14 protein-coding genes, 1 tRNA gene and 2 pseudogenes are annotated in these 25,774 nt (G+C 57.6%); 14 read left to right on the forward strand and 3 right to left on the reverse strand.

The window, feature by feature from the left end; genetic code table 11:
• The first annotated feature begins 57 nt into the window (after positions 1–57).
• Complete coding sequence (locus FD744_RS11875; RefSeq protein WP_160868306.1) at positions 58–1,221, forward strand: MFS transporter; 1,164 nt, start codon at positions 58–60, stop codon at positions 1,219–1,221.
• On the opposite strand, the gene FD744_RS11880 is transcribed toward FD744_RS11875, so the two are convergent.
• Positions 1,218–2,138, reverse strand: a complete 921-nt coding sequence (locus tag FD744_RS11880; RefSeq protein WP_160868307.1) for a LysR family transcriptional regulator — start codon at positions 2,136–2,138, stop codon at positions 1,218–1,220. The genes FD744_RS11875 and FD744_RS11880 overlap by 4 nt on opposite strands.
• 108 nt (positions 2,139–2,246) lie before the next feature.
• On the opposite strand from FD744_RS11880, the gene lysA reads away from it, so the two are divergent.
• Both lysA and FD744_RS11890 read left to right on the forward strand, forming a co-directional pair.
• On the forward strand, positions 2,247–3,500 hold the full coding sequence (gene lysA, locus FD744_RS11885) for a diaminopimelate decarboxylase (RefSeq protein ID WP_160868308.1): 1,254 nt from the start codon (positions 2,247–2,249) through the stop codon (positions 3,498–3,500).
• Positions 3,497–3,949, forward strand: coding sequence for a GNAT family N-acetyltransferase (locus FD744_RS11890; RefSeq protein WP_160868309.1), 453 nt, complete (start codon positions 3,497–3,499; stop codon positions 3,947–3,949). Before lysA ends, FD744_RS11890 begins: the two co-directional genes overlap by 4 nt.
• 29 nt (positions 3,950–3,978) lie before the next feature.
• Here the strand turns inward: FD744_RS11890 and galR are convergent, their stop codons facing one another.
• Positions 3,979–4,980 (reverse strand): HTH-type transcriptional regulator GalR, encoded by a 1,002-nt coding sequence (gene galR / locus FD744_RS11895; RefSeq protein ID WP_034823157.1) that lies wholly within the window; start codon positions 4,978–4,980, stop codon positions 3,979–3,981.
• Between the two features lie 196 nt (positions 4,981–5,176).
• On the opposite strand from galR, the gene FD744_RS11900 reads away from it, so the two are divergent.
• Both FD744_RS11900 and FD744_RS25970 read left to right on the forward strand, forming a co-directional pair.
• Entirely contained in the window at positions 5,177–7,438 is a 2,262-nt protein-coding gene (locus tag FD744_RS11900; RefSeq protein ID WP_160868310.1) for a molybdopterin-dependent oxidoreductase, read from the forward strand.
• Between the two features lie 433 nt (positions 7,439–7,871).
• Positions 7,872–8,315, forward strand: a pseudogene (locus FD744_RS25970) (peptidoglycan synthase); the annotation flags it as partial.
• Positions 8,316–8,871: 556 nt separating this feature from the next.
• Here the strand turns inward: FD744_RS25970 and FD744_RS11910 are convergent.
• Positions 8,872–8,984: transfer RNA gene (locus FD744_RS11910), tRNA-OTHER, on the reverse strand.
• A gap of 81 nt (positions 8,985–9,065) precedes the next feature.
• Between FD744_RS11910 and FD744_RS25360 the strand changes: the two genes are divergently transcribed.
• The 9 genes and pseudogenes from FD744_RS25360 to FD744_RS11950 all read left to right on the forward strand — a co-directional run bounded on the left by FD744_RS25360 (position 9,066) and on the right by FD744_RS11950 (position 25,005).
• The gene (locus tag FD744_RS25360; RefSeq protein ID WP_153012330.1) at positions 9,066–9,455 is read left to right on the forward strand and encodes a penicillin-binding transpeptidase domain-containing protein; all 390 of its coding nucleotides are present in this window, start codon (positions 9,066–9,068) and stop codon (positions 9,453–9,455) included.
• A gap of 425 nt (positions 9,456–9,880) precedes the next feature.
• Positions 9,881–10,069, forward strand: a complete 189-nt coding sequence (locus FD744_RS11915) for a hypothetical protein (protein ID WP_058961818.1) — start codon at positions 9,881–9,883, stop codon at positions 10,067–10,069.
• Positions 10,070–10,268: 199 nt separating this feature from the next.
• Positions 10,269–11,405: an efflux RND transporter periplasmic adaptor subunit gene (locus tag FD744_RS11920; RefSeq protein ID WP_160868311.1), complete on the forward strand. Its 1,137-nt coding sequence runs from the start codon at positions 10,269–10,271 to the stop codon at positions 11,403–11,405.
• An 8-nt stretch (positions 11,406–11,413) separates the two neighbouring features.
• On the forward strand, positions 11,414–14,548 hold the full coding sequence (locus FD744_RS11925; protein WP_058961816.1) for an efflux RND transporter permease subunit: 3,135 nt from the start codon (positions 11,414–11,416) through the stop codon (positions 14,546–14,548).
• Entirely contained in the window at positions 14,538–15,938 is a 1,401-nt protein-coding gene (locus FD744_RS11930) for an efflux transporter outer membrane subunit (RefSeq protein ID WP_160868312.1), read from the forward strand. Before FD744_RS11925 ends, FD744_RS11930 begins: the two co-directional genes overlap by 11 nt.
• 142 nt (positions 15,939–16,080) lie before the next feature.
• The gene (locus FD744_RS11935; RefSeq protein WP_160868313.1) at positions 16,081–17,325 is read left to right on the forward strand and encodes an MdtA/MuxA family multidrug efflux RND transporter periplasmic adaptor subunit; all 1,245 of its coding nucleotides are present in this window, start codon (positions 16,081–16,083) and stop codon (positions 17,323–17,325) included.
• On the forward strand, positions 17,322–20,519 hold the full coding sequence (locus FD744_RS11940) for an efflux RND transporter permease subunit (protein WP_160868314.1): 3,198 nt from the start codon (positions 17,322–17,324) through the stop codon (positions 20,517–20,519). Before FD744_RS11935 ends, FD744_RS11940 begins: the two co-directional genes overlap by 4 nt.
• Positions 20,519–23,620, forward strand: coding sequence for an efflux RND transporter permease subunit (locus FD744_RS11945; protein ID WP_160868315.1), 3,102 nt, complete (start codon positions 20,519–20,521; stop codon positions 23,618–23,620). Before FD744_RS11940 ends, FD744_RS11945 begins: the two co-directional genes overlap by 1 nt.
• 3 nt (positions 23,621–23,623) lie before the next feature.
• Positions 23,624–25,005: pseudogene (locus FD744_RS11950) on the forward strand (efflux transporter outer membrane subunit).
• The last annotated feature ends 769 nt before the right edge of the window (positions 25,006–25,774 follow it).

The following is a 25,774-nucleotide window of genomic DNA, read 5'->3' on the forward strand; positions in this document are numbered from 1 at the left end:
TAACCGCACGGCGTTCGTTGTGCGGCCTGCCTGCAAAACATTTTAGGAGAGTGTGTTATGCCTGTTGCATTACTGGCGCTGGCGCTGAGTGCGTTCGCCATCGGCACCACGGAGTTCGTGATTATGGGATTACTGCCGGAAGTGGCGGGCGATCTGCAGGTAACGATTCCTTCAGCAGGATGGCTGATCAGTGGTTATGCACTGGGCGTAGCCATCGGTGCACCGATTATGGCGTTGCTGACGGCGAAGCTGCCGCGTAAACGAACCCTGATTCTGTTGATGATCATCTTCATCATCGGCAACGTGCTGTGCGCGCTGGCGTACACCTACAACTTATTGATGCTGGCGCGCGTGGTCACCGCACTGTGTCACGGTGCCTTCTTCGGGATTGGTGCGGTAGTGGCGGCGAGTCTGGTGGCACCGAGCCGTCAGGCCTCGGCAGTGGCGCTGATGTTCACCGGCTTAACCCTCGCCAACGTGCTGGGTGTGCCGCTCGGCACCTGGTTTGGTCAGATGTTTGGCTGGCGCGCCACCTTCTGGGGTGTGGCGATTATCGGCATCCTCGCTTTTATCGCTTTGATTGTCAGTCTGCCAACCAACAAAGAAGAGAAACCGGTACATCTGGCGAGTGAAGTCAGCGCGCTGGCAAATGGCAAACTGTGGCTGTCGCTGCTGATGACAGTGTTCTTTGCTGCTGCGATGTTTGCACTGTTTAGCTATATCGCGCCGCTGTTGTTGCAGGTCACGGGCATTACCGATCGTGGCGTGAGCTGGACGCTGTTCCTGATTGGCGCGGGCTTAACCGTCGGTAACATCCTCGGCGGCAAGCTGGCCGACTGGAAAGTTTCCTTCAGCCTGATCCTCAGCTTTGTGCTGATCGCCGTCTTCTCGCTGCTGTTCAGCTGGACCAGCCACGCGCTGTGGCTGGCGGAAATCACGCTGTTCCTGTGGGCGATGGCGACCTTTGCTACCGTGCCTGGCTTGCAGATTAACGTGGTGCGCCATGGTAAAGACGCACCTAACCTGGTCTCCACGTTGAACATTTCCGCTTTCAACGTCGGTAATGCGCTCGGTGCCTGGGTGGGCGGCGCGGTGATCGATAAAGGCTACGGCCTGACGTCAGTGCCGGTGGCCGCCGCTGCACTGGCGGTAGTGGGTCTGGTTATCTGCCTGATCATCTTCCGCAAATCGGGCGGGCAGGGCGAAACGGTGCGCGCTTAAACCAGGCGCTCGGCAATGCGTTGGGTAAAGGTGGCCACCTGCTGTTGCAGGTGGTCGCAGAAATGATCAACCAGCGCTGACGCCGGGCGATGCTGTGGCCGCACCAGACTGACGGTGAACGGCACCGCGATACTGAATCTGCGCATCACCACACCGCTGTCGGCGTAATCGAGCGCCGTCAGCGGATTCACAATCGAAATCCCCACCCCCGCGCGCACCATCGCGCATACCGATGCCGCACTGTGCGTTTCCAGCACTAAACGGCGCTCCACCTGTTGCTCATGGAACAGCGAGTCCAGCAGCTGACGATAGCTATCACTGCGTGACAAGCTGACGTAATTCTCCCCCTGAAAATCCTGCGGAGTTAACACCTCACGCTGGCACAGCGGATGGTTGGGCGGCAGCACGCACACTTCATCGCAGGTCAGCAGCGGCACGCGCTCGGTGCCTGCCGGCGCATGCTGGGTTTCGGTCAGACCCAGATCGTAGCGCTGTGCCGACAGCCACTCTTCCAGCAGCGGCGACTCCTGCGGAATGATGTTCAGGCTGACCTGCGGATAGCGTTGCAGAAAGGGTTGCAGCAGTGGTGGCAGCAGTGACTGCGAGAACACCGGCAAACAGGCAATCGACAGCTCGCCCTGACGGAATTGGCGCAATCCTTCGGCGGCATCCATGATGCGATCTAAGCCGTACCAGGATCGCTGAACTTCTTCATACAGCCGTAAACCCTGCACCGTGGGCTGCAAACGTCCACGCACTCGCTCAAACAGTTCCAGACCCAGCTGCTGCTCCAGCCGCGCCAGCTCACGGCTGACGGTTGGCTGTGAGGTGTGCAGCAACGCGGCGGCTTGCGTCAGGTTGCCGCTGGTCATCACCGCGTGGAAAATTTCGATATGCCGCCAGTTAATTTTTGCCATAGCTCCTCCGCTAGTCCATATCATATTTGTATAGCTGACGCTAAAACAGATATTTTTCTGAATTGAATGGCTGTGGCTAAATAGTGGCAAAGACACAGGAGAATTGAGATGCCACGTCCACTGAACAACACCGAAACGGCCCTGACCGCCGCTAATTTACTGCCACTGGCACAGCGCTATGCGGGGCCCTTCTGGGCTTACGATGCCGCCATTATCCAGCAGCGCATTGCCCAGCTGAGCGCGTTTGACGTGGTGCGTTTTGCGCAAAAAGCCTGCTCCAATATTCACATTCTGCGCCTGATGCGTGCCGCAGGCGTGAAGGTCGATTCCGTTTCCCTGGGTGAAATTGAGCGCGCGCTGGCCGCCGGTTTCCAGCCGGGCGGCGAAGATATTGTCTTCACCGCTGACGTTTTTGATCAGCCAACCCTGGCGCGTATCGCGGAAGTGAAAGTGCCGGTCAACGCCGGTTCTGTGGATATGCTGCATCAGCTTGGCGCGGTCTCTGCGGGCCATAAAGTGTGGCTGCGTATCAACCCGGGTTTTGGTCATGGGCACAGTCAAAAAACCAACACCGGTGGCGAGAACAGCAAGCATGGCATCTGGCATAGCGATCTGCCGCTGGCGCTGGCAGCGATTCAGCAGCACGGCCTGAAACTGGTGGGTCTGCATATGCATATCGGTTCCGGTGTCGATTACGGCCACCTGCAGCAGGTGTGTGACGCGATGGTCGATCAGGTCATCGAATTTGGTCAGGATCTGGAAGCGATTTCAGCTGGCGGTGGCTTGTCGATTCCTTACCGTTTCGGCGAAGAAGCCATTGATACCCAGCACTATTTCGGTTTGTGGAGTGGCGCGCGTGACCGCATTGCGGCGCATCTTGGCCATCCGGTGAAACTGGAGATTGAACCGGGTCGTTTCCTGGTGGCGGAGTCTGGCGTGCTGGTGTCGCAAGTGCGTGCGGTTAAAGATATGGGCAGCCGTCACTTCGTGCTGGTGGATGCGGGCTTTAGCGATCTGATGCGTCCATCGATGTACGGCAGCTATCACCATATTTCTGTGCTGCCAGTCGATGGTCGCGCGCTGAGCGATGCAACCGTTGAGAGCGTGGTGGCCGGTCCGCTGTGTGAGTCGGGCGATGTGTTCACCCAGCTGGAAGGCGGTAAAGTCGAGACGCGTGCACTGCCTGCCACTCAGGTCGGTGATTATCTGGTGTTCCACGATACCGGCGCGTACGGCGCTTCGATGTCATCCAACTACAACAGCCGTCCGTTGATTCCGGAAGTGCTGTTTGAGAATGGCGCTCCGCGTGAAATTCGTCGTGCGCAGACCATTCAGGAGCTGCTGGCGCTGGAGCTGATGTGATCAACATTGTTCCACTCACTGAAGTCCCACATCACGCCAGTCATATCACCGACTGGCTGTGGCAGGCGTTTGGCGAGGGGACGTCGCGCGAGTTTTACGACAGCATTGTGCGCAGCAGCCTGAACGGTGCCGAGTATCCGGTGACCTTTGTGGCGCTGGATGGCGATGTGCCGTTGGGCACGGTGGGATTCTGGCGCTGTGATCTCATCAGCCGTCAGGATCTCTATCCGTGGATTGCCGCGTTGTATGTGGATAAACATGCGCGCGGCAATGGCCTGAGTGAAGCGCTGCAGCAGCATGTGTTGAATTATGCCCGCGAGCGCGGGCATGAAAAGCTGTGGCTGTGGTCAACGTTCGGCGGCTACTACGAGCGCTTTGGCTGGCAGTATCAGTGTGACGCGCTGGAGTTCCCGGATGTGCGGGTGAAGGTCTATTCGCAGTATTTGTGACCCGGTGCGCATTGATGCGCACCTGGAGATCAACCCGGTCCGCTCACCGAATGCCTTCTCACCAGCGTCGGGCTAAACATATTGGTCACTTCCGGCATTTCCGTACCGTTGGCTAACGCCAGTGCCAGCTGTGCCGCCTGCTGCGCCATGGTGACAATCGGATAACGCACCGTGGTCAGTCGTGGACGCACATAGCGTGAGACCAGCACATCATCGAAACCAATCAACGACATCTCTTCCGGCACGCGAATGCCATTATCGCTCAGCACCGCCAGCGCCCCAGCCGCCATTGAGTCGTTGTAACAGGCCACTGCCGTGAACTGCTTACCGCGCCCCAGCAGCTCGGTCATCGCCTGCTCGCCACCGACTTCATCCGGCTCGCCCCATGCCACCAGGCGGTCGTTGGACGGCAAACCGTGCTCTTTCAGCGCATCGTAATAGCCCTGCAGGCGGTCTTCGGAGTCTGAAATCGGGTGGGTTGAGCAGATAAAGGCGATCTGGGTATGGCCTTGCTGAATCAGATGGCGTGTCGCCAGCCAGGCACCGTAACGGTCATCCAGCGCTATGCAGCGCGATTCAAAGCCTTTCAGCAGTCGGTTGAGCAGCACCATGCCCGGCACTTGCTTCATCAGCACTTCCAGGTCGGCATCAGGAATTTTCTTGGCGTGCACCACCAGCGCATCGCAGCGATGACGCATCAGCTGCTCAATCGCCTGACGCTCTTTTTGCTCAATGTGGTAACCGTTACCAATCAGCAGGAAGTTGCCGGTGGCACCTGCGACTTCATCGACCGCTTTCACCATCGCGCCGAAAAACGGATCGGAAACGTCACCCACCACCAGACCGAGGGTTTCGGTGGATTGCTGCGCCAGCGCGCGTGCATTGGCGTTCGGGTGATACTGCAACTGCTCCATTGCCTGGGTCACGGCGAGACGTGAACTCTCGCTGGCTTTGGGCGAATTATTGATGACGCGGGAAACGGTCGCGACCGATACCCCAGCCATGCGGGCAACATCCTTAATGGTAGCCATGCGGTTACTTGCATCCGGGAAAACGTTTACACATCCCATCAGTGTTACGGAAAACAGTACCTGTAGCAACCCGCGAGAATGCCAGCGCTGTCGCAAAAGTGCGGAAAATCAGGCGCTCACAGCCAGACTTCAGCGCGTCAGGGCGGCATGGTATGCTGCCAGCACGATTCAGACCTGTCTGCCGGACCCAATAACCATGAAAACACGCGTGCCACACCTGGCGCACTGGGGCGCATTTACTGCCGTCACGGAAAACGACCGCCTGATTGGCTGTGAACCCTTTTTTGCTGACGCCGATCCGTCGCCGATGCTCAACACCATCCCGGAACTGGTCTACTCGGATAAGCGTATCCGCCAGCCAATGGTACGTCGTTCATGGCTAAAGTCGCGTGAGAATAGCGATCGCACGCTGCGTGGACGTGAAGATTTTGTCGCCGTGGATTGGGATACCGCACTGGATCTGGTGGCAGAAGAGAATCGCCGCGTGCGCGATCGCTACGGCGCATCGGGTATTTTCAACGGTTCTTATGGCTGGTCTTCGGCGGGACGCGTTAACCATGCGCGCACCCTGATCCGTCGTTTCTACTTCCAGGGCGGCGGCGGGGTGGATCAGCAGGGCAACTACAGCTGGGGCGCCGCGCAGTTCTTCCTGCCTTACGTAATTGGCACCTATATGCCGCTCACCGGCCGCGTCACCGACTGGCCGAGCGTGGTGGAACATGCCGACATCTTTGTCGCCTTCGGTGGTCTGGCGCTGAAAAATGCCCAGGTGGCGTCGGGCGGTGCCGGACAGCACAGCCTGAAACCGGCGCTGGAGCAGCTGAGCGCCAAAGGCACGCCAATCATCAACATCAGCCCAATGCGTGATGACTGCCCAGCGTTCGTGAATGCCGAATGGATTCCGATTCGCCCGAATACCGATGTGGCGTTGATGCTGGCGCTTGGCTTCGAAATCACCCGCCGTAACGCGCTGGACGAAAGCTTCCTCGCCAGTCACTGCACCGGCTGGCCGCAGTTACGTGAATATCTGCTGGGTGAAAGCGATGGCATCGCCAAAACGCCGGCGTGGGCGAGTGCCATCACCGGCATTCCGGCGGCGCGTATCGCGTTACTGGCACAGCAGCTGATTGGCAAACGCAGCTTTATCACCTGTTCTTACTCGGTACAGCGCGCCCATCGCGGTGAGCAGCCGTACTGGATGATGATTGCGCTCTCCTCGATGCTCGGTCAGCCAGGCTTGCCGGGCGGCGGCTTCTCCTTTGGTCACGGTTCGATGAACAGCGTCGGCAACCCGCGTCAGGAAGGGCCCGCGCCGATGATGAGCACCGGGCCGAATCCCGGCAACTTCTCGATTCCGGTCGCGCGCATCAGCGATATGCTGCTCAATCCCGGCCAGCCTTACCACTTCCAGGGCGAAACCCTGCACTATCCCGATATCCATCTGGTGCACTGGGCGGGCGGTAATCCGTTCCACCACCATCAGCAGCTTAACCGCCTGGTGGAAGGCTGGCAGCGCCCGGATACCGTGATCGTGCAGGATATCGTCTGGACCCCGGCGGCGCAGATGGCGGATATCGTATTACCCGCCACCACCACGCTGGAGCGCAACGATATCGGCGGTTCTTCACGCGATCGTTTTGTGTTTGCGATGCATCAGGCGGTGAAACCGCAGCATCAGGCGCGTCATGACTTCGATATCTTTGCGGATATCGCCGATCGACTTGGCTACCGCGATCTGTTTACCGAAGGGCGCAACGAGATGCAGTGGATTGAACACCTGTATCAGCAATGTGCGGTGGCGCACGCGCGCAAAGATATCCACTTCCCGGAGTTTGGTGAATTCTGGGAGCGTGGTTTCGTTGAGATCCCGGAAGGTGGCAAGCCGTATGTGTTTATGGATGATTTCCGTGCTAACCCGCAGGCCCATCCGATCCAGACCGCCAGTGGTAAAATCGAGCTGTTCTGTCAGACCATCGCCGATTATCAACTGGAAGATTTTGCCGGACATCCCGAGTGGCGTGAGCCGCAGGAGTGGTTGGGCGCACCGCTGAGCGGGGATTTCCCGCTGCATATGATCTCGATTCAGCCTTCGGATCGGCTGCACAGCCAGATGGACGCGACTGCCACGGTGCAAGCGAATAAAACGGCCGGGCGTGAGACCTTGTATATGCATCCGCAGGACGCCAGTGCGCGTGGGATTGTGGATGGCGACGAAATCGAAGTCAGTAATGCGCGCGGCCGTATGCTGGCCGGTGTGCGTCTGACCGATGGCTTAACGCCAGGTGTGGTGATTATATCCACTGGCGCCTGGTTTGATCCCGGATTCGGCCGCACCTGGCAGCCGTGGGACCGTGCCGGTAACCCCAATGTGCTGACGCTGGACATCGGCACCTCGTCACTGACGCAAGGCCCTAACGCCATGAGTTGCCTGGTGGAAATCAAAAAACACCTGATGTGAATGGGGTGCTAACAATCTCACCGCTGGTTACATTTTGCGGGTAACTGTTGCGTTTGAGAGATGGAGAACCGTCATGCCACCTTGCTACAGTCAGGGTCCCAGAGGTATTGATGGGTGAACATCTAAAAGTTTTCTTGATTACACCGACCTGCGCAGATGCGCAGGTTTTTTTTGCCTGTCGTTCCCGCTAACGAACTGAAACACAGTTTTCCTGTCAACTCGCTTTACCTTTCTTTATAACTGCGGATAACAAGCTTGAAAAAACTGTTTATTGCAGCGGAATGCTATGCCCCGTATAAAAAAACTTCTGGGAAAAGACCAGATCAAAGCCCCATTTAACCCGTTTCGTTTTCGCCTGATTTGTCTGGGTGTCTTCAGCTGCATGGTGTTGCTGCTGATTTTCGTCGGTGACCTGCAACTGATTAAGCATCCGATGCTGGAGCACGAGGCCGATCAGCGTTCACTGCGCACCGTCACCTTGCCCACCAACCGTGGCACCTTACTGGATCGTGATGGCCAGGCACTGGCACTGAGCGTACCGGCGCGCGATATCATCGCCGACCCGATGCGCGTGCTGGAAGCCAATCCCGACTTCACCAACGCCAAATGGACCTATCTTGCCTCGGCGCTGAACTTACGTCCGGAAGAGTTGCGTGAGCAGATCACCGCGAACCCGAAAAAACGCTTCCTCTATCTTGGCCGTAAAATCGAACTGGGCATCGCCAAAGACATCGCCGAACTGCACCTGAAGGGCATCAGCTCGGTATACAACGACAGCCGCTTCTATCCAATGAGTGAAGCCGCTGCGCCGTTGATTGGCATTGTCGGTGCTGACAGCAATGGCCTGAACGGTCTGGAGAAAGGTTTCGACCACGTGCTGCAAGGCGAGCCGGGCAAAGAGGTTTATCGTCAGGACAAAGAGGGCAATATCGTGGCGATGCTGGATTACGAGCCGCCGAAGCAGCCGCCAACGGTACAGCTGAGTATTGATAAGTTTGACCAGTTCACCCTCTACAGCAAACTGCGCGATGGCGTGTTGCTGAATAAAGCGGATTCCGGTGCGGCAGTGCTGATCAAGATTGATACGGGCGAGATCCTGGCGATGGCTTCCTATCCTTCGTTCAACCCCAACAACTTCGATAACGCCACGCCTGCACAGATGCGCAACACGGCGATCAATGACAGCTACGAACCCGGGTCAACGGTGAAACCGCTGGTGGTGATGGAAGGGCTGGAGCGTCATCTGGTGCGTGCTGACTCGGTGATCGATACCACACCCTACAGCGTTAACGGCCACTTGATTCGTGACGTCGGCCACTGGCCGCGCCTGACCATGACGGGCATTTTGCAGAAATCGAGTGATATCGGCGTATCGCACATTGCGCTGGCGATGCCTGCTGAAGCGCTGGTGAACACCTATCAGGCGTTTGGCCTGGGTAAGCCGACCGGACTCGGGTTAACCGGCGAGAGCGTGGGCTACTTCCCGCTGCACCGTGAACGCTGGGCAGATATTGAACGCGCCACCTTTGCCTTTGGCTACGGCCTGCGCGTCACTCCGCTGCAAATCGCCCGTGAATACGCCACGCTTGGTTCTTACGGCGTATATCGTCCACTGTCGATTACCAAAGTGACACCGCCGGTGTTGGGCAAGCAGGTGGCCGATCCGCAAATCGTGCAAACCGTGGTGCACATGCTGGAGAGTGACGTATTGCCTGGCGGTACCGGCGTCAAAGCCGCTGTGCCGGGTTACCGCCTGGCGACCAAAACCGGTACCGCAGAGAAAATGGGCACCAGCGGGAAGTACGATGGCGGTTACGTTAACTACACCGCCGGTATTGCTCCTGCCAGCCATCCTGAGGTGGCGCTGGTGGTGATGGTCAACCATCCGACAGCGGGCGATCACTTTGGTGGTTCGGTAGCGGCGCCGATTTTCGGCAGCATTATGGGGCCGGTGTTGAAGCATATGAACATTGCGCCTGACGCCATTTACAGCAAACCGACTTCGGATAAATCTTAGTAAAATCAGGATGTAACTGCCGTGAGGTGCTTTTCACACCTCGTTGCATTTCGCCGAACTCCGTTGCGATTTGCGGCTGTTTTCTCACACCACTTTCGGCGACGATAAAAGTCCCAGAGGTATTGATTGGTGTGAAGATCGGCTGCTGCGGCAGCAATACCTGTCTTCAGGTATTCACCCTGTTCGGTTGCACCGACCCACGCGGATGCGTGGGTTTTTTTTGCCTGAAATTCAGCACTCAGCGAACTCGCTCACACCTCTTGTCTGAGTCTTAACACTTCCCCGCCAACATAAAAATATCTTGCCGTGTAACCTGTATGTAACGCACCGCGATGCCGCATTCCATTTCGGTTCGCCAGCCCCTTGCCGTGTTGGTAGCGCGGCTTTGGGGCGTTTTTTATTGCCATTCGTTGAGGTGTGACCCGATGCCAAAAACCAAAGACCGAACGCCAAAAGGCGAGGGCCGCTCCACGGCGTTTCAGTTACGTATTCATCCGGAGTTGCATGACCAACTGCGCGAAGTGACCGAAGATGAAAACATCACGCTATCGTGCTGGTTGAAAGATTTGGCGCGTCGCGAACTGCGCCGTCGCGGGATCGAGCCGAAAGGGTAAACCTGTTGCTCTGCATGGCGGTAAAAAACCCGCAAAAAGCTAATTTTCACAGCCATTTATGGCACGAAAGGTTTACCATTTTCCTTTGGAAAATATATTTTACGCAACCTTAACAACCGCCTTATCACTCCCTCCCTACAATGATTTTTTGCATGTCATCACATCAGTGACTATCCCTCCTTTCATCCAGAGAAAAATTATGCGCCTGAAACTTCTTTCTGCCAGCGTGGTGTTTTTACTGGCAGCCTGTGACCAGGGCGGAGCAAAGCCCGCTGCATCCGCGACACCCCAGGTGGGTGTCATCGCCCTAAAATCTGAGCCCGTTACGCTGGTGACACAACTGCCTGGCCGCACCACGGCGGTCCGCACCGCACAGGTGCGCCCACAAGTCAGCGGCGTGATCCAGAAAATCCTGTTTACCGAAGGCGGCGAAGTGAAAGCGGGTCAGCCGCTCTATCAGATCGATCCGGCGACCTATAAAGCCGCTTACGACAAAGCGATGGCGACCTGGCAAAACGATGCCATGGTGGCAAAACGCTATCAGCCGCTCGCTTCTGCGCACGCCATCAGCCAGCAGACTTACGACGATGCCGTTGCGGCAGAGCGTGAAGCACAGGCCGATGTGGAAACCGCTAAGGTCAATCTTGATTACACACTGGTGAAGGCGCCGATCTCCGGACATATCAGCCGTTCGCTGTATACCGCCGGTGCGCTGGTGACCAACGGCCAGACCGACTATCTCGCCACCATTACTCAGCTTGATCCGATCTATGTTGATGTCAGTGAGTCATCCACCGACCTGCTGCGTCTGCGCCGTGCCTTAGCCGACGGCAAGATCGCCAAAGTGGATGACAACACGGCGGCGGTCGGACTCACTCTGGAAGACAACAGCCAGTATGGCCAGCAGGGCAAACTGGCGTTCTCAGAAGTGAACGTCGACACCGCCACCGGCACCGTGGTGCTGCGTGCGGTGTTCCCGAACCCGCATAATGAACTGCTGCCGGGCATGTACGTGCACGCCAGCTTCCCGCAGGGCATTCAGCAGCAGGGGATTCTGGTGCCGCAGGAGTCGATCATGCATGACACCAAAGGCCAGCCGTATGTTTACGTGGTGAAAAGCGATAACACCATTGAGCAGCGCAGCATTCACACCGGCGAGATGATCAAAGGTGAATGGCTGGTGACCTCCGGCCTGAGCGAAGGTGAAAACGTGGTGGTGAACAATCTGCAAAGTGTGCGTGCTGGGGCGAAAGTCACCACCACCGCCGCCAGCACCCATGACACGCCATCTGCCAACGCTGTCAGTCTGTCGATGACCGACGCAGCAGCGCAATAGGGGGCGGCATGTCGAAGTTTTTTATTGAACGTCCCATCTTTGCCTGGGTTATCGCGATTATCGTGATGCTGGTGGGCGGGATTGCGGCCATCAGTTTGCCGGTCAATCAGTATCCCAATATCTCCCCACCTGCGGTGTCGATCTCGGTGACTTATCCGGGGGCCAGCGCCGAAACCACCCAGAACACCGTGGTGCAGGTGATTGAGCAGCAGTTGAACGGGTTGGATGGCTTGCGCTATCTGGAATCCAGCAGTGCCTCGGACGGCAGTGCGCAGATCATCGCCACCTTTAACCAGGGCATCAATCCGGATATCGCCCAGGTGCAGGTACAGGACCGCGTCTCGCTGGCGGAATCGCAGTTGCCAACCGACGTGACCCAGCAAGGGATCCGCATCCGTAAGTACCAAAAGAACTTCATGATGGTCATCGGGCTGATCTCTAAAGACGGCAAGCTGAGCAACGGCGATCTCGCGGATATGCTGGTGTCGAAGCTGGAAGATCCAATTTCGCGTACGCCAGGCGTCGGTGACTTTATGGTACTGGGTTCGGAATATGCCATGCGCATCTGGCTCGATCCCGCCAAACTGTACAAGTACAACCTGATGCCGAGTGATGTCACCACCGCCATTGATAACCAAAACGTGCAGGTGTCGTCCGGTTCACTCGGCGGGTTACCGACCATTCAGGGCGCCAAAACGCAGGCCACGGTACTGGGGAAAACTCGCTTCACCACGGTGCAGCAGTTTGAAAATGTGCTGTTGAAAGTGAACAGCGATGGCTCACAGGTGCGTTTGAAAGACGTTGCCAGCGTGGCGCTCGGTCCGCAGAGCTACGGCATTGACGCCACCATGAACGGCAAGCCCGCGGCAGGTATCGCGCTGCGTCTGGCCACCGGTGCGAATGAACTGGATACCGCTAAAGCGGTGCGTCAGACCATAGCCGATCTGAAAGACTCACTGCCGGATAATGTTGAAATTCAGTATCCGTATGACACTTCGCCAGTGGTCAGCGCCTCGATTGAAGAAGTGGTGAAAACGCTGATCGAAGCGGTGGTGCTGGTGTTCTTCGTCATGCTGCTGTTCCTGCAAAACCTGCGCGCCACCCTGATTACTACCCTGGTGGTGCCGGTGGTGTTGCTCGGTACTTTCGGCATCCTGTCGGCCTTCGGTTACAGCATCAACACCCTGACCATGTTCGGTATGGTGCTGGCGATAGGGCTGTTGGTGGATGATGCCATCGTGGTGGTGGAGAACGTCGAGCGTGTGATGCACGAAGAACATCTCGATCCGAAAACCGCCACCATCAAGTCGATGCAGCAGATACAGGGCGCACTGTTTGGTATTGCGCTGGTGCTGTCAGCGGTGCTGCTGCCAATGGCGTTCTTCTCCGGCTCGACCGGGGTGATTTATCGCCAGTTCTCGATCACCATTGTGTCGGCGATGGCGCTGTCGGTGATCATGGCGCTGATCTTTACCCCTGCACTCTGTGCCACCCTGCTCAAACCTTCGGCGGCGGAGCACAAGACCACCGGTTTTGCTGGCTGGTTTAACCGTAAGTTTGATAGCGGCGCGATGCACTACACGCGCGGCGTTAACAACGTTATTTCCCGTCGCGGCCTGTTCCTGGTGATCTACCTGGTGATCGTCGGCGTGACGGGCTTTTTGTTCACGCGTGTGCCCACCACGTTCCTGCCTGCAGAAGATCAGGGCTTGATGATGGTGCAGATGACGCTGCCGGTGAACTCCTCTTCACAGCGTACGCAGCAGGTGATCAACGATCTCAATGACTACCTGCAGAAGAATGAAGCCTCAGTGGTCACCACCACCTTTGGCGTGGCGGGCTTTAACTTTGCCGGTCGCGGCCAGAGTAACGCCATGGCCTTCGTGCGCCTGAAGGACTGGAGCGATCGTACTCACAGCGGGCAAAGCGTGCAGGATCTGGCGAACCGGGTGATGGCGCATTTTGCCAACTACAAAAACGCCAAAATCTTCGCCATGGTGCCGCCTGCGGTGATGGAGCTGGGTAACGCCACTGGCTTCGATCTCTATCTGCAGGATACGGGCGCGCACACCCATCAGCAGATGATGGATGCCACGCACCAGTTAATCGATCTGGCCAACAAAGATCCGCATCTGGCGCAGGTGCGCATGAACGGACTGGAAGATGAGCCGCAGTATCAGCTGGAGATCAATGACGAGAAGGCCAGCGCGTTGGGCCTGAGCATGACCGACATCAACAACACGCTGTCAGTGGCGTGGGGTTCCAGCTATATCGATCAGTTTATGTATAACGGCCGTGTGAAAGAGGTTTACCTGATGGGTAAAGCCGATTCACGCGTCACGCCATCCGATCTCGATAAATGGTACTTCCGCAACAGCAGCGGCACCATGGTGCCCTTCTCCGCCTTCGCCAGCGGCAAATGGGTTTACGGCTCGCCACACTTCGAACGCTTTAACGGCCTGACCTCTGAAGAGATCCTCGGATCGCCTGCGGCAGGGCAGAGCACCGGTGAAGCGATGAAAGCAGTAGAACAGCTGGCGAAGCAGTTGCCCAAAGGCTTCCGCGTGCAGTGGTACGGCATTTCCTATGAAGAGCAGGCTTCCGGCAACCAGACCACCCAGCTGTATATCATCTCGATTCTGGTGGTGTTCCTGTGTCTGGCCGCGCTGTATGAGAGCTGGTCCATTCCCTTCTCGGTGATCATGGTGGTGCCGCTCGGCATTCTCGGGACTATTAGTGCCGTACTGCTGCGTGGCTTGCAGAACGATGTGTTCTTCCAGGTGGGCTTACTCACCACGGTCGGGCTGGCGGCGAAAAACGCCATCCTGATCGTCGAGTTCGCCAAAGAGCTACATGAACGGGAAGGCAAAACGCTGGTTGAGGCGGCGGTGGAAGCCGCAAGATTGCGTATCCGCCCGATTATCATGACCTCGATGGCGTTTATCCTCGGCGTGCTGCCGCTGACCATTTCGAACGGCGCCGGTGCCGGTAGCCAGCACTCGATTGGTACGGCGGTGGCAGGCGGTATGATCACCGCCACCTTCCTCGCCATCTTCTTTGTTCCGATGTTCTACGTGGTGGTTTCGCAGTTCTTCGCCCGCAAGAAAAAAGCATCCGCAGAGGTGACAACGCATGAACACTAAAAATTTCCGTATGGCGCTGCTGCCGCTGGCTATGGCGCTGGCGGGCTGTACGCTGGCACCCCACTATCAGCGCCCCGCAATGCCGGTAGACGCGAAGTACGATCAGCCCACGCCGGTGGGCAACGTGGCGGATCTGCCGTGGCAGAACTTCTTCACTGACGCCACGATGCGCAATCTGATTCAGCTGTCACTCGACAACAACCGTGACCTGCGCGTCGCGGCGCTAAATGTCGAAGAGGCACAGCAGAGCGTCACGGTGCAGCGTGCGGCGTTAATGCCGTCAATCAATGCTACCGCCAGCCAGACCTCGGCGCATGAACCGGCCAACCTCTATAACACCAAGACCAGCGGTGCGGTGACCTATCACGAATTGAACGCCGGTCTGGGCGTCACCTCGTGGGAGCTGGACTTCTTTGGTCGTTTACAGAGCTTGCGTGATGAAGCGCAGGAAACCTATCTGTCCACCGCCGCGACCGAACGCGCCACGCGCATCTCGCTGATTTCGGAGGTGGCCACCGCCTGGCTGACCTTGAGTTCGGATAACGATCTGCTGCATCTGGCGCAAAATACCGCCAAAAGTCAGCAAGAATCGTATCGTCTGACGCAACTCAGCTACAACGGCGGGGCCAGTAGCGATCAGGATCTGGCGCAGGCAGAGAGCACGGTGCGGGCTGCCCAAGCGGATGTGGCAAGCTATACGCGTCAGGTACGGCAGGATGTGGATGCGCTGCGCTTGCTGGTGGGCACCGATCTGCCCGCCACTTTGCTGTCCCACGCGACGCTGGACGTCAACTGGCAGTTCCCGGCCACGCCAGCAGGCTTGCCATCTGATCTGTTGACGCGTCGTCCGGATATCATGGCCGCAGAACATAGCCTGAAAGCGGCGAATGCCAACATTGGCGCAGCGCGCGCGGCGTTCTTCCCGAGCATCACGCTGACCGCTTCTGGGGGATCGACCAGCAGTTCGCTCGGCAGTTTGCTGGGCGGCGGCACCGGTGCCTGGTCCTTTGTGCCGTCGATCAATCTACCCATCTTTGACGGCGGCAAAAACGAGGCTAATCTCAACATCGCGCATATAGAGAAACGCATTGAAATTGCTGACTATGAGAAAGCGATTCAAACCGCGTTCAAAGAGGTGAATGATGCGCTGGCCGGTCAGGATACCTGGCAGGATCAGCTGACAGCGCTGCAACAGGAGGTCGGTGCTAATCAACGCGATTACGACTATTCCGAAATGCGCTTTAAGCAAGGCGTAGACAATTATCTCAATGTATTAGTGGCCCAGCGATCGCTTTACAGTTCGCAGCAGTCGCTGATCAGTGCGCATCTGGGCCAGCTGAGCGAAAAAATCACCTTGTATAAAGCCTTAGGAGGCGGTTGGAAGGCCTGAGTGCCTTAACGTTACCCTTACGGTTTCTCCATGGAAATTCCATGGCACTTCAGCTGATAATACAAGCAGTGATGATTTCTTTTGAAATAATCCCCTGTTAGTTCAGGGGATTTTCCTTTTTCCTGTTTATCTGAAGAGTCCGATGACAATTAATTCCCCTGGCAAATCGCGTTTCCACTGGCTGAAATGGCTACTCATTTTACTTGTTGTGTTAATCGTGGCTGGCGTGATTTGGCGCGTTGTCGGCGGCCATGGCGGTGCGCCGGGCGGCATGCCACCAGGAGGTGGAAAAGGCGGTCATCGCGGGGGCGCAGGTGGACCTCCGGGCATGGCGATGATGGGCGGCAGTGCCACGCTGGTGCACAGTGGCGTGGCCACCACGGCCAACGTGCCGGTGTATCTCAATGCGCTGGGCACGGTGATCCCCAATGCCAGCGTTACCGTGACCAGCCGCGTAGCGGGTCAACTGGAAAAAGTGTTCTTTACCGAAGGGCAAAAAGTCGAGGCTGGACAGCTGCTGGCGCAGATCGATCCACGTAGCTATCAGGCGACACTGGCGCAGTATCAGGGCGACCTTAATCAGAACCAGGCATTGCTGAAAAGTGCCGAGTTGACGCTGGCCCGCTACAAAAAACTGGCGGCCCAGGACTCGTTGTCACGCCAGGATCTCGACACGCAAACGGCTACCGTTGGGCAGTACAAAGGCGCAGTGGCAGCCGATCAGGCGCAGATCGCCAGTGCAAAGCTGGATATTGAATACGCGCGCATCACCTCGCCAGTCAGCGGCCGTGTTGGCCTGCGTTTGGTTGATCCGGGCAATATGGTGCAAACCACTGATACCACGGGCATTGTGGTGGTGACGCAGATGCAGCCCGCAGCCGTGACCTTCAGCGTGCCGCAGAGCAATATCGCGCAGCTCACCAAAGCGCTGCATAACGGGCAGAGTTTACCTGCAGTGGCTTTTGATCAGGACAACAGCACCCAGCTGGCTCAAGGCAGCGTGCAGTTCATTAGCAACCAGATCGATACCAGCACCGGCACCATCGAGCTGAAAGCCACTTTCCCGAATGAAGATGAGTCGCTGTTTGCCAATCAGTTCGTCAACCTGCGTCTGCAAACCAGCATTCTGAATAACGCCACGGTGATCCCGGCGCAGGCGCTGCAACTGAGCAGCGACGGCAGCTTTGTGTTTGTGATCAATCAAGACAACACCGTGACGCGCAAAGCCGTGACCACCGGCCCGGCGTTTGGTGAAGATCAGCAGTCGATCCTTAAAGGCGTCGAGCCGGGCGAGCGTCTGGTCACCGAAGGCATCGATCGTCTGACCAACGGCAGTAAAGTCTCTCTGGCCGATGACAGCAAAACTGCCACAGCGGCCAAAAAATGAATCCGTCACGTCTGTTTATCCAGCGTCCCGTCGCCACTATCTTGCTGATGGTCGGCGTGCTGATTTCCGGGATTTTCGCGTATAAATTCCTCTCCACCTCGGCGTTGCCGCAGGTGGATTATCCGACCATTCAGGTCACCACCCTGTATCCCGGCGCCAGCCCGGATGTGATGGCATCGTCTGTGACCTCACCGCTGGAGCGCCAACTGGGGCAGATGGCGGGTCTGAGCCAGATGACGTCAACCAGTTCGGGTGGTTCCTCGATCATCACCCTGAAGTTCAGCCTGGATCTGTCGCTGGATGTCGCCGAGCAGGAAGTGCAGGCGGCGATCAACGCGGCCAACAACCTGCTGCCGAGCGATCTGCCGAATCCGCCGACCTATAAAAAGGTCAACCCGGCCGATACGGCGGTGATCACGCTGGCGGCCAGCTCGGACAATCTGCCACTGACGCAGGTGCAGGATCTGGTGAACACCCGCGTGGCGCTGAAGCTGTCGCAGATTAACGGCGTCGGCATGGTGACATTGGCAGGTGGTCATCAGCCGGCTATCCGCGTGCAGATGGACCCGAAAGCGCTGGCGGCACACAAGCTGTCGCTGGAAGACGTGAATACGCTGATCAGTAACAGCAACGTCAATGGTTCAAAAGGTGGCTTCGATGGCAAATACCATTCGGTCACCATCGATGCCAACGATCAGCTGCGCACCGCCGATGAGTACGGCAATCTGATCATCACCTATCAGAACGGTGCCGCACTGCGCCTGAAAGACATCGCGCACATTGAACAGGGTCCGGAGAACAGCTTCCAGTCGGCGTGGGCCAATAACAGCCCGGCGATTGTGATCAGCGTGCAGCGCCAGCCTGGTGCCAACGTGATTCAGGTGGTGGACAGTATCAAAGCGCAGCTGCCAACCCTGCAGGCCGCGTTGCCCGATGGCGTGAAGATGAGCATCTTGTCGGATCGCACCCAAACCATCCGTGCATCCATCAGCGACGTGCAGTTTGAGCTAATGCTGTCGGTGGCGCTGGTGGTGATGGTCACCTTCCTGTTCCTGCGCAATGTGGCGGCGACGCTGATTCCAAGCGTGGCGGTGCCGCTGTCACTGATTGGCACTTTCGGCGTGATGTATCTGGCCGATTTCAGCCTGAATAACCTGTCGCTGATGGCGCTGACCATCGCCACCGGCTTCGTCATCGATGATGCGATTGTGGTGGTGGAGAACATCTCGCGTCGGCTGGAAGAGGGCGAAACGCCGATGCAGGCGGCGCTGAAAGGCTCGCAGCAGATCGGCTTCACCATCATCTCGCTGACCTTCTCGCTGATTGCAGTACTGATTCCGCTGCTGTTTATGGGCGATGTAGTGGGGCGGCTGTTCCGCGAGTTCGCCATTACGCTGGCGGTGTCGATTCTGGTGTCGATGGTGGTGTCACTGACGCTGACGCCAATGCTGTGCGCCTATCTGTTGCAGCATATCCCGGAAGAGAAGCAGTCTCGCTTCTCGCGTAAGGGCGGACAAATATTCGATAAGTTGGTGCACGGTTACGACCGCTTGCTGACGGTGGTGCTGAATCATCAGAAACTCACGCTGCTGGTGGCGCTGGCGACCTTTGCGCTGACAGCGCTGCTGTATATCGCCATCCCGAAAGGCTTCTTCCCGACGCAGGATACTGGACTGATTCAGGGTGTCACCGTAGCGTCGCAGGATGTGTCGTTTAGCGAGATGTCGAAGCGTCAGCAGGCACTGGCGAAAGTGATTCTGCAGAACCCGTCGGTGGACAGCCTCTCTTCGACTATCGGGATTGACGGCAGCAACACCAGCCTCAACAGCGGTCGCATCCAGATTAACCTCAAGTCATTTGATGAGCGCGATGATAAAGCCGATGTGGTGATCAAGCAGCTGCAGCAGGCGGCGGAGCAGGTGGCGGGCATTCAGCTCTATCTGCAACCGGCGCAGGATTTGACGGTCAACGATCAGGTCACGCCGAGCCAGTATCAGTTCACGCTGGATGACGCAGACAGTGAAAACCTGGTGAGCTGGACGCCGAAGATGGTGGCGGCTTTGCAGCAGCGCCCGGAATTTAACGGCGTGGTGAGTAACCTGCAGGATCAGGGCCGTGTCGCCTACGTCGAGCTTAACCGCGACAAAGCCGCGCGCTACGGCATTACCGCCTCGGATGTGGATACGGCACTGTACAACAGTTTTGGTCAGCGTCTGGTTTCTACCATCTTTACCCAGGCCAACCAGTATCGCGTCGTGCTGGAAGTGGCACCGCAGTATCAGCAATCCCCAGCATCGTTTGATGATGTTTATCTGCCGGTGAGCAGCAGTTCCAGTACCTCAACCAGCAGCAGTTCGGGCAGCACATCCAGCAGCTCAAGCAGCAGTTCGACCACCAGCTCGGACAGCGACACCACCACCACGGGCATGGTGAAACTGACCTCGATTGCCACCATTCACCAGCGCACCGGTTCACTGATGCATATGCGTCTGAACCAGTTCCCGGCGGTGATGGTGTCGTTCAATCTCAACAGCGGTTATTCGCTGGAGGATGGGCAGAAGGCGATTGCCGAAGTGACGCAGCAGCTGGATCTGCCATCCAGCATTACGCTGCGCTATCAGGGGGAAACCTCGGCATTCCAGAGCGCGACCGGTAACACGCTGTGGCTGATTCTGGCCGCACTGATCACCATGTATGTGGTGTTGGGCATCCTGTATGAGAGCTTTATTCATCCGGTGACGATTCTCTCGACGCTGCCATCAGCGGCGGTGGGCGCACTGTTGACGCTGTTGCTGGCGGGCAGTGAATTCAGTTTGATTGCCTTGATCGGGGTGATCCTGCTGATCGGTATCGTGAAGAAGAACGCGATTATGATGATCGACTTTGCGCTGGAAGCTGAACACAAGCAGGGCATGAGCGCGCGTGATGCGATTCATCAGGCCTGCTTGCTGCGCTTCCGTCCGATTCTGATGACCACCATGGCGGCGCTGCTCGGTGCACTTCCGCTGATGCTGGCTTCGGGGTCCGGTGCGGAGCTGCGTCAACCGCTCGGTCTGGTGATCGTCGGTGGCCTGATTGTCAGCCAGGTGCTGACGCTGTTCTCCACGCCGGTTATCTACCTGTGGTTTGATGGCATCGCGCAGCGCGGCAAGCGCTATATGCAGCGTAAACAGCAGCAGGCGCGGAGCGAGTAATGAACCTCACCAGACTGTTTATCTTCCGTCCGGTCACCACGTTATTGTTAACGTTGTCGATCATGCTACTCGGCTTGCTGGGTTATCGGCTGTTGCCGGTGGCTCCGCTGCCGCAGGTGGATTTCCCGACCATCATGGTCAGCGCCAGCTTAGCCGGTGCCAGCCCGGAAACCATGGCGGCCACGGTGGCCACGCCGCTGGAGCGCTCGCTCGGGCAGATTGCCGGCGTCACCGAGATGACCTCGACCAGCTCGCAGGGCTCCACCAGCGTGATTTTGCAGTTTGATCTCGACCGCGATATCAACGGCGCGGCGCGCGATGTGCAGGCGGCGATCAACGCCGCGCGCAGTCTGCTGCCGAGCGCGATGGAATCACTGCCGACCTATCGCAAAGCTAACCCGTCCGATGCACCGATTGTGATGCTGGCGTTGACCTCCGCCACGCGCACGCCGGGTGAGCTCTACGACCTGGCGGAAAGTAAAATCGAGCAGGCGATGGGGCAGGTCAAGGGCGTGGGCGAAGTGTCACTAATGGGCAGCGCCTTGCCCGCCGTGCGTATCGATCTGCAACCGCTCAAGCTGGCGCAATACGGCATCTCGCTGGACACGGTGCGTGAAGCCATCGCCAACAGCACCACCAACAAACCCAAGGGCATTCTGCAGGGTAGCCAGCAATCATGGGTGGTGGACAGCAACGGTCAGTTAGATAAAGCGGCGCAGTATCAGGATCTGATCGTCAGCTATAAAGACGGCAAAGCGGTACGTCTGCACGATGTCGCCACCGTTTACGATTCGGTGGAAGATCAGTACCAGGCCGGTTTCCTCAACTCGCAGCCGTCGGTGATGGTGGGCATTAAGCGCCAGGCCGGCGCCAACATGCTCGACACTATTGATGCCATCAAAGCGCAGTTGCCAGCGCTGGAAAAAGATCTGCCCGCAGATACCCAGCTGAAAGTGGTGGTGGACCGTTCGCCGACGGTGCGTGAATCTTTGTACGACACCGAAGAGACGCTGCTGATCGCCATGCTGTTGGTGATCGCGGTGGTGTTTGTGTTCCTGCGTAACGTGCAGGCGGTGGTGATCCCAGCGCTGGCACTGCCGGTGTCGTTGATTGGCACCTGTGCGGTGATGTATCTGCTGGGCTACAGCCTCGATAACCTGTCGCTGATGGCGCTGATTATCGCCACGGGATTTGTCGTCGATGATGCCATCGTGGTGCTGGAGAACATCACCCGCCATATCGAAGAAGGTTTGAGTCCGCTGCGGGCGGCGCTAAAAGGCGCGCAGGAAGTGAGTTTCACTGTGCTGTCGATGACCATGTCGCTGGTGGCGGTGTTTATCCCGATCCTGCTGATGGGCAGTATTGTCGGTCGTCTGTTCCGCGAGTTTGCGGTGACGCTCACCGTCTCGCTGTTGATCTCGATGTTTGTCTCGCTGAGCCTGACGCCGATGCTATGCGCGCGGCTGCTGAAGCCAAAACCGAAAGTCAGCAAGCGCCCTCATCCGCTATATCAGTTTATCGAAAACCAGCTCAATGCTTTGCTGGCGGCCTATTCGCGTGGTCTGGCGTGGGTGATGGCGCACCAGAAGATCACCATGTTCAGCCTGGTGCTGACGGTGTTGCTCAACCTGTTTCTGTTCACCGTGGTGCAGAAGGGCTTCTTCCCCAATCAGGATACCGGCCTGCTGATGGGCGCACTGCGCGCCGATCAAAACATCTCGTTCCAGGCGATGAAGCCGAAGATGCTGGAGTTCACCAAGATCATCCAGTCCGATCCCGCAGTGGACAGCGTGATGTCGTCGATGGGTAGCGGCATGTTTGGCTCGCGCAACAGCGCCAACTTCTTTGTGCGTCTTAAAGACTTTAGCGATCGCGATGCCACGGCCACCGAAGTCGCCAATCGACTGAGCCTGAAGACCAGCCATATCGCCGGGGCGCAGATGTTCCTGATGGCGGCGCAGGATCTGCATATCGGTGGGCGCAGTGCCAATGCCACCTATCAATACAGCTTGCAGGCGGACGATCTGGATGTGCTGCGCGAGTGGACGCCGAAAGTGCAGGCCGCGCTGGCGGCGATCCCACAGCTCAACAGCGTGGACTCCGATTCGCAAACCGGCGGCCAGGAAGTGGTGATCAATATCGATCGCGACCGCGCGCAACGCCTTGGCGTGAATGTGCAGATGCTGGATACCATGCTGAACAACGCCTTTAGCCAGCGCCAGGTCGCCACGCTGTATCACACGCTGAATCAGTATCATGTGGTGATGTCATTGCAGGACAGCTACACGCGCGATCCAGAAATTCTGAAAGAGCTGTATGTGATTAACGACAGCGGCGATCGCGTGCCGCTCTCTGCTTTCGCCAGCTTCAAAGGCGGTAATGCGCCGCTGTCGGTGGCGCATCAGGGTCAGTCGGCCACCAGCACCGTTGCCTTTAACCTGAATGATGGTGTGTCACTGGAGCAGGCGCAGGCGCTGATTAAACAGGCGATGGCGCAGCTCGGCCTGCCGTCCACCATTCAGGCCGGATTTGCCGGTACCGCAGCCGCCTTTGCACAGCTGACCGCCACCATGCCGTGGCTGATTATTGCCGCACTGGCGGCGGTGTATATCGTGCTCGGCGTGCTGTATGAGAGTTATATCCATCCCATCACCATTCTTTCGACGCTGCCTTCAGCGGGGGTTGGCGCACTGCTGCTGCTGCTGCTCACCAATACCCAACTGACGGTGATTGCCCTGATCGGCATCATTCTGCTGATTGGCATCGTGAAGAAGAACGCCATCATGATGATCGACTTTGCAATCCACGCTGAGCGCACGCAGGGGATGTCGCCGAAACAGGCGATCACGCAGGCCTGTCTGATGCGTTTCCGTCCGATCATGATGACCACGCTGGCGGCCTTCTTTGGTGCTCTGCCGCTGGCATTAGGCAGCGGAGGCGATGCGGATTTACGCAGTCCGCTTGGCATCGCGATTGCTGGTGGTTTGGCGCTGAGCCAGCTGTTAACCCTGTTTACCACGCCGGTTGTTTATCTCTGGCTCGATAGTTTAAGCCGCGCCACCAAACGTCAGTGGCAGCGCATGCGTCATGTGGAATCCTGATCGATGAAAAATGTTCTGAAATTTACCCCGATGGTGATGGCACTTGTGCTGGCGGGTTGCGCAGTGGGCCCGGATTATCAGCGCCCGACCATGGCGATGCCGACCCACTTTAAAGAAGCCAAAGGCTGGCAGCAGGCCACGCCGCAGGATGAGCAGAGCAAAGGCGACTGGTGGTCGGTGTATCACGATGCCACGCTGGATAGCCTGTTGCGTCAGGTGAGCATCTCCAACCAAAACGTGGCGAGCTATGCCGCGCAGTACCGTGAAGCGCAGGCGCTGACCTCGCAGTCACGCGCCGCGTTATTCCCGTCGGTGAGTTACGACGCCAGCAGTACGCGTAGCGGCAGTCGGGCCAGCGCAGCGTCAGCAATGCGCATGCCGCCGATCTCAGTGCCAGCTGGGAGCTGGATTTGTGGGGCAAACTGCGCCGTACGCTGGAAGAGAACAAAGCCAGCGCGCAGGCGAGTAAGGCCGAACTGGCGAATATCACCCTAAGTGCCCAATCGGAGCTGGCGCAGGATTACTTCCAGCTGCGCATCCTCGACGAAAAAATTGCTTTGTATCAGCGCAGTATCGATGCCTATCAGCGCTATATGACGGTGATTCAGAATAAGTACTCGGCGGGCAGCGAATCACGCGCCACGCTGGCACAGGCGCAGATGCAACTGGAGAGCGCGCGCGCCTCAGCACAGGATTATCAGTGGCAGCGTGCGCAGTCGGAACACGCCATTGCGCTGTTGCTGGGCCGTGCACCGGCTGATTTCTCGCTGCCAGTGGCGAAGCTGGATGCCACGTTACCCGCGATTCCCAATAGTCTGCCTTCTGCGTTGTTGCAGCGTCGTCCGGACATTGCTTATGCCGAACGTAACGTGGCAGCGGCCAATGCGGCGGTGGGCGTAGCGATTGCAGGTTATTATCCCGATCTGACGTTAAGTGCCTCGGGCGGCGTGAGTTCATCGGCCATCAACAGTCTGTTCTCACTGCCAAATCGCGTCTGGTCATTAGGGCCGGAGTTGAGCGGCACGCTGCTGGACTTCGGTGCCACCTCAGCCAAAGTGGAGCAGGCCCGCGCCGCCTATGACGCCAGCGTGGCGGATTATCGCCAGTCGGTGCTGACGGCGATGGGGGAAGTGGAAGATTATCTGGTGCAGCTGAATACGCTGAAGGGCGAGATAGCTTCACAGCAGCTGGCGACCAGCGCTGCGCAGGAGTCAGCACGCGTGACGCGTAATCAGTATGATGCCGGGATGATTGATTACCTTGATGTGGCCACCACGGAAAACAGCAGTCTGAGCGAGCAGCAGAGCTTACTGTCACTGCAGAGCACCCAGTGGGTGAGCAGCGTTGAGTTGATCGCTGCGCTAGGCGGGGGTTGGCAGGGATAAGTGTTATTCGTTCTGGCAGGGATGAGTTTTAGCAGCATAGATGAAGGTTGTCTGGCAGTTTAGATCAGCTGAGTTTGAGGCTGTTGATTCTGTTGTGGGCTTTTTTGGGTGCGGCGTGGTGGGCTATAGCGTCTCTGTTCAATGGACTGCTTTGGTGCGCGGATGGGCCATAGCCCCTCTGCGGCGGCCGGGCCGTCCTCGCGCCGCTGACGCGGTGCCTTCGTCTTCCACGTCGTGCCTACGGACCGTTCGGGTAAGGCCGTCCTGGCCAACCCGAACTGCCAGTCGCATCCATGCGACTGGCTCCTGGCCCAACGTAAAAGCCTCAGCGCTGTGGATAGCCCGACCGCCGCAGAGGGGCTTTGGCCTTGAGCATCGTGCCCTTTTTGAACCAAACACTGAGCAAATGCATGATCTGGTTCCCTTCTTCCTAAACACATAAGCCAATGTGCAGCCTGTTCCCTCTTTTGCAAAACGCATTGATACTAATAGTCTTATTTTTCAACAACACGCACTGAAGCTAATAAGCGACTCCAGACTGCGTTATCACCGGTTTCTCTCCCCCAGTCTGCGATATCACCGTTTTCTCATTACAATCTGCGTCATCACCAGCTTCGCCAGTGCAGCCCTGACGGCATTAACATTGAGCAGAATTTCACAATTATCAGCACCCCAACGGTAAATTTTTACAGACTACACACCACACCCACCTCAATTCCTCACCATAAATCACCGCGCCACTTGTCGAAAATCGCCAGATCCTGCAAGG

The organism is Pantoea sp. Taur, from assembly GCF_009830025.1.
In the GTDB taxonomy this organism is placed as follows: Bacteria; Pseudomonadota; Gammaproteobacteria; order Enterobacterales; family Enterobacteriaceae; genus Pantoea; species Pantoea communis.

Coding starts and splice junctions, on each gene's coding strand:
- FD744_RS11875 (WP_160868306.1), top strand. CDS start 58: ATGCCTGTTGCATTACTGGCGCTGGCGCTGAGTGCGTTCGCCATCGGC.
- FD744_RS11880 (WP_160868307.1), bottom strand. CDS start 2,138: ATGGCAAAAATTAACTGGCGGCATATCGAAATTTTCCACGCGGTGATG.
- lysA (WP_160868308.1), top strand. CDS start 2,247: ATGCCACGTCCACTGAACAACACCGAAACGGCCCTGACCGCCGCTAAT.
- galR (WP_034823157.1), bottom strand. CDS start 4,980: ATGGCTACCATTAAGGATGTTGCCCGCATGGCTGGGGTATCGGTCGCG.
- FD744_RS11900 (WP_160868310.1), top strand. CDS start 5,177: ATGAAAACACGCGTGCCACACCTGGCGCACTGGGGCGCATTTACTGCC.
- FD744_RS11915 (WP_058961818.1), top strand. CDS start 9,881: ATGCCAAAAACCAAAGACCGAACGCCAAAAGGCGAGGGCCGCTCCACG.
- FD744_RS11920 (WP_160868311.1), top strand. CDS start 10,269: ATGCGCCTGAAACTTCTTTCTGCCAGCGTGGTGTTTTTACTGGCAGCC.
- FD744_RS11925 (WP_058961816.1), top strand. CDS start 11,414: ATGTCGAAGTTTTTTATTGAACGTCCCATCTTTGCCTGGGTTATCGCG.
- FD744_RS11930 (WP_160868312.1), top strand. CDS start 14,538: ATGAACACTAAAAATTTCCGTATGGCGCTGCTGCCGCTGGCTATGGCG.
- FD744_RS11935 (WP_160868313.1), top strand. CDS start 16,081: ATGACAATTAATTCCCCTGGCAAATCGCGTTTCCACTGGCTGAAATGG.
- FD744_RS11940 (WP_160868314.1), top strand. CDS start 17,322: ATGAATCCGTCACGTCTGTTTATCCAGCGTCCCGTCGCCACTATCTTG.
- FD744_RS11945 (WP_160868315.1), top strand. CDS start 20,519: ATGAACCTCACCAGACTGTTTATCTTCCGTCCGGTCACCACGTTATTG.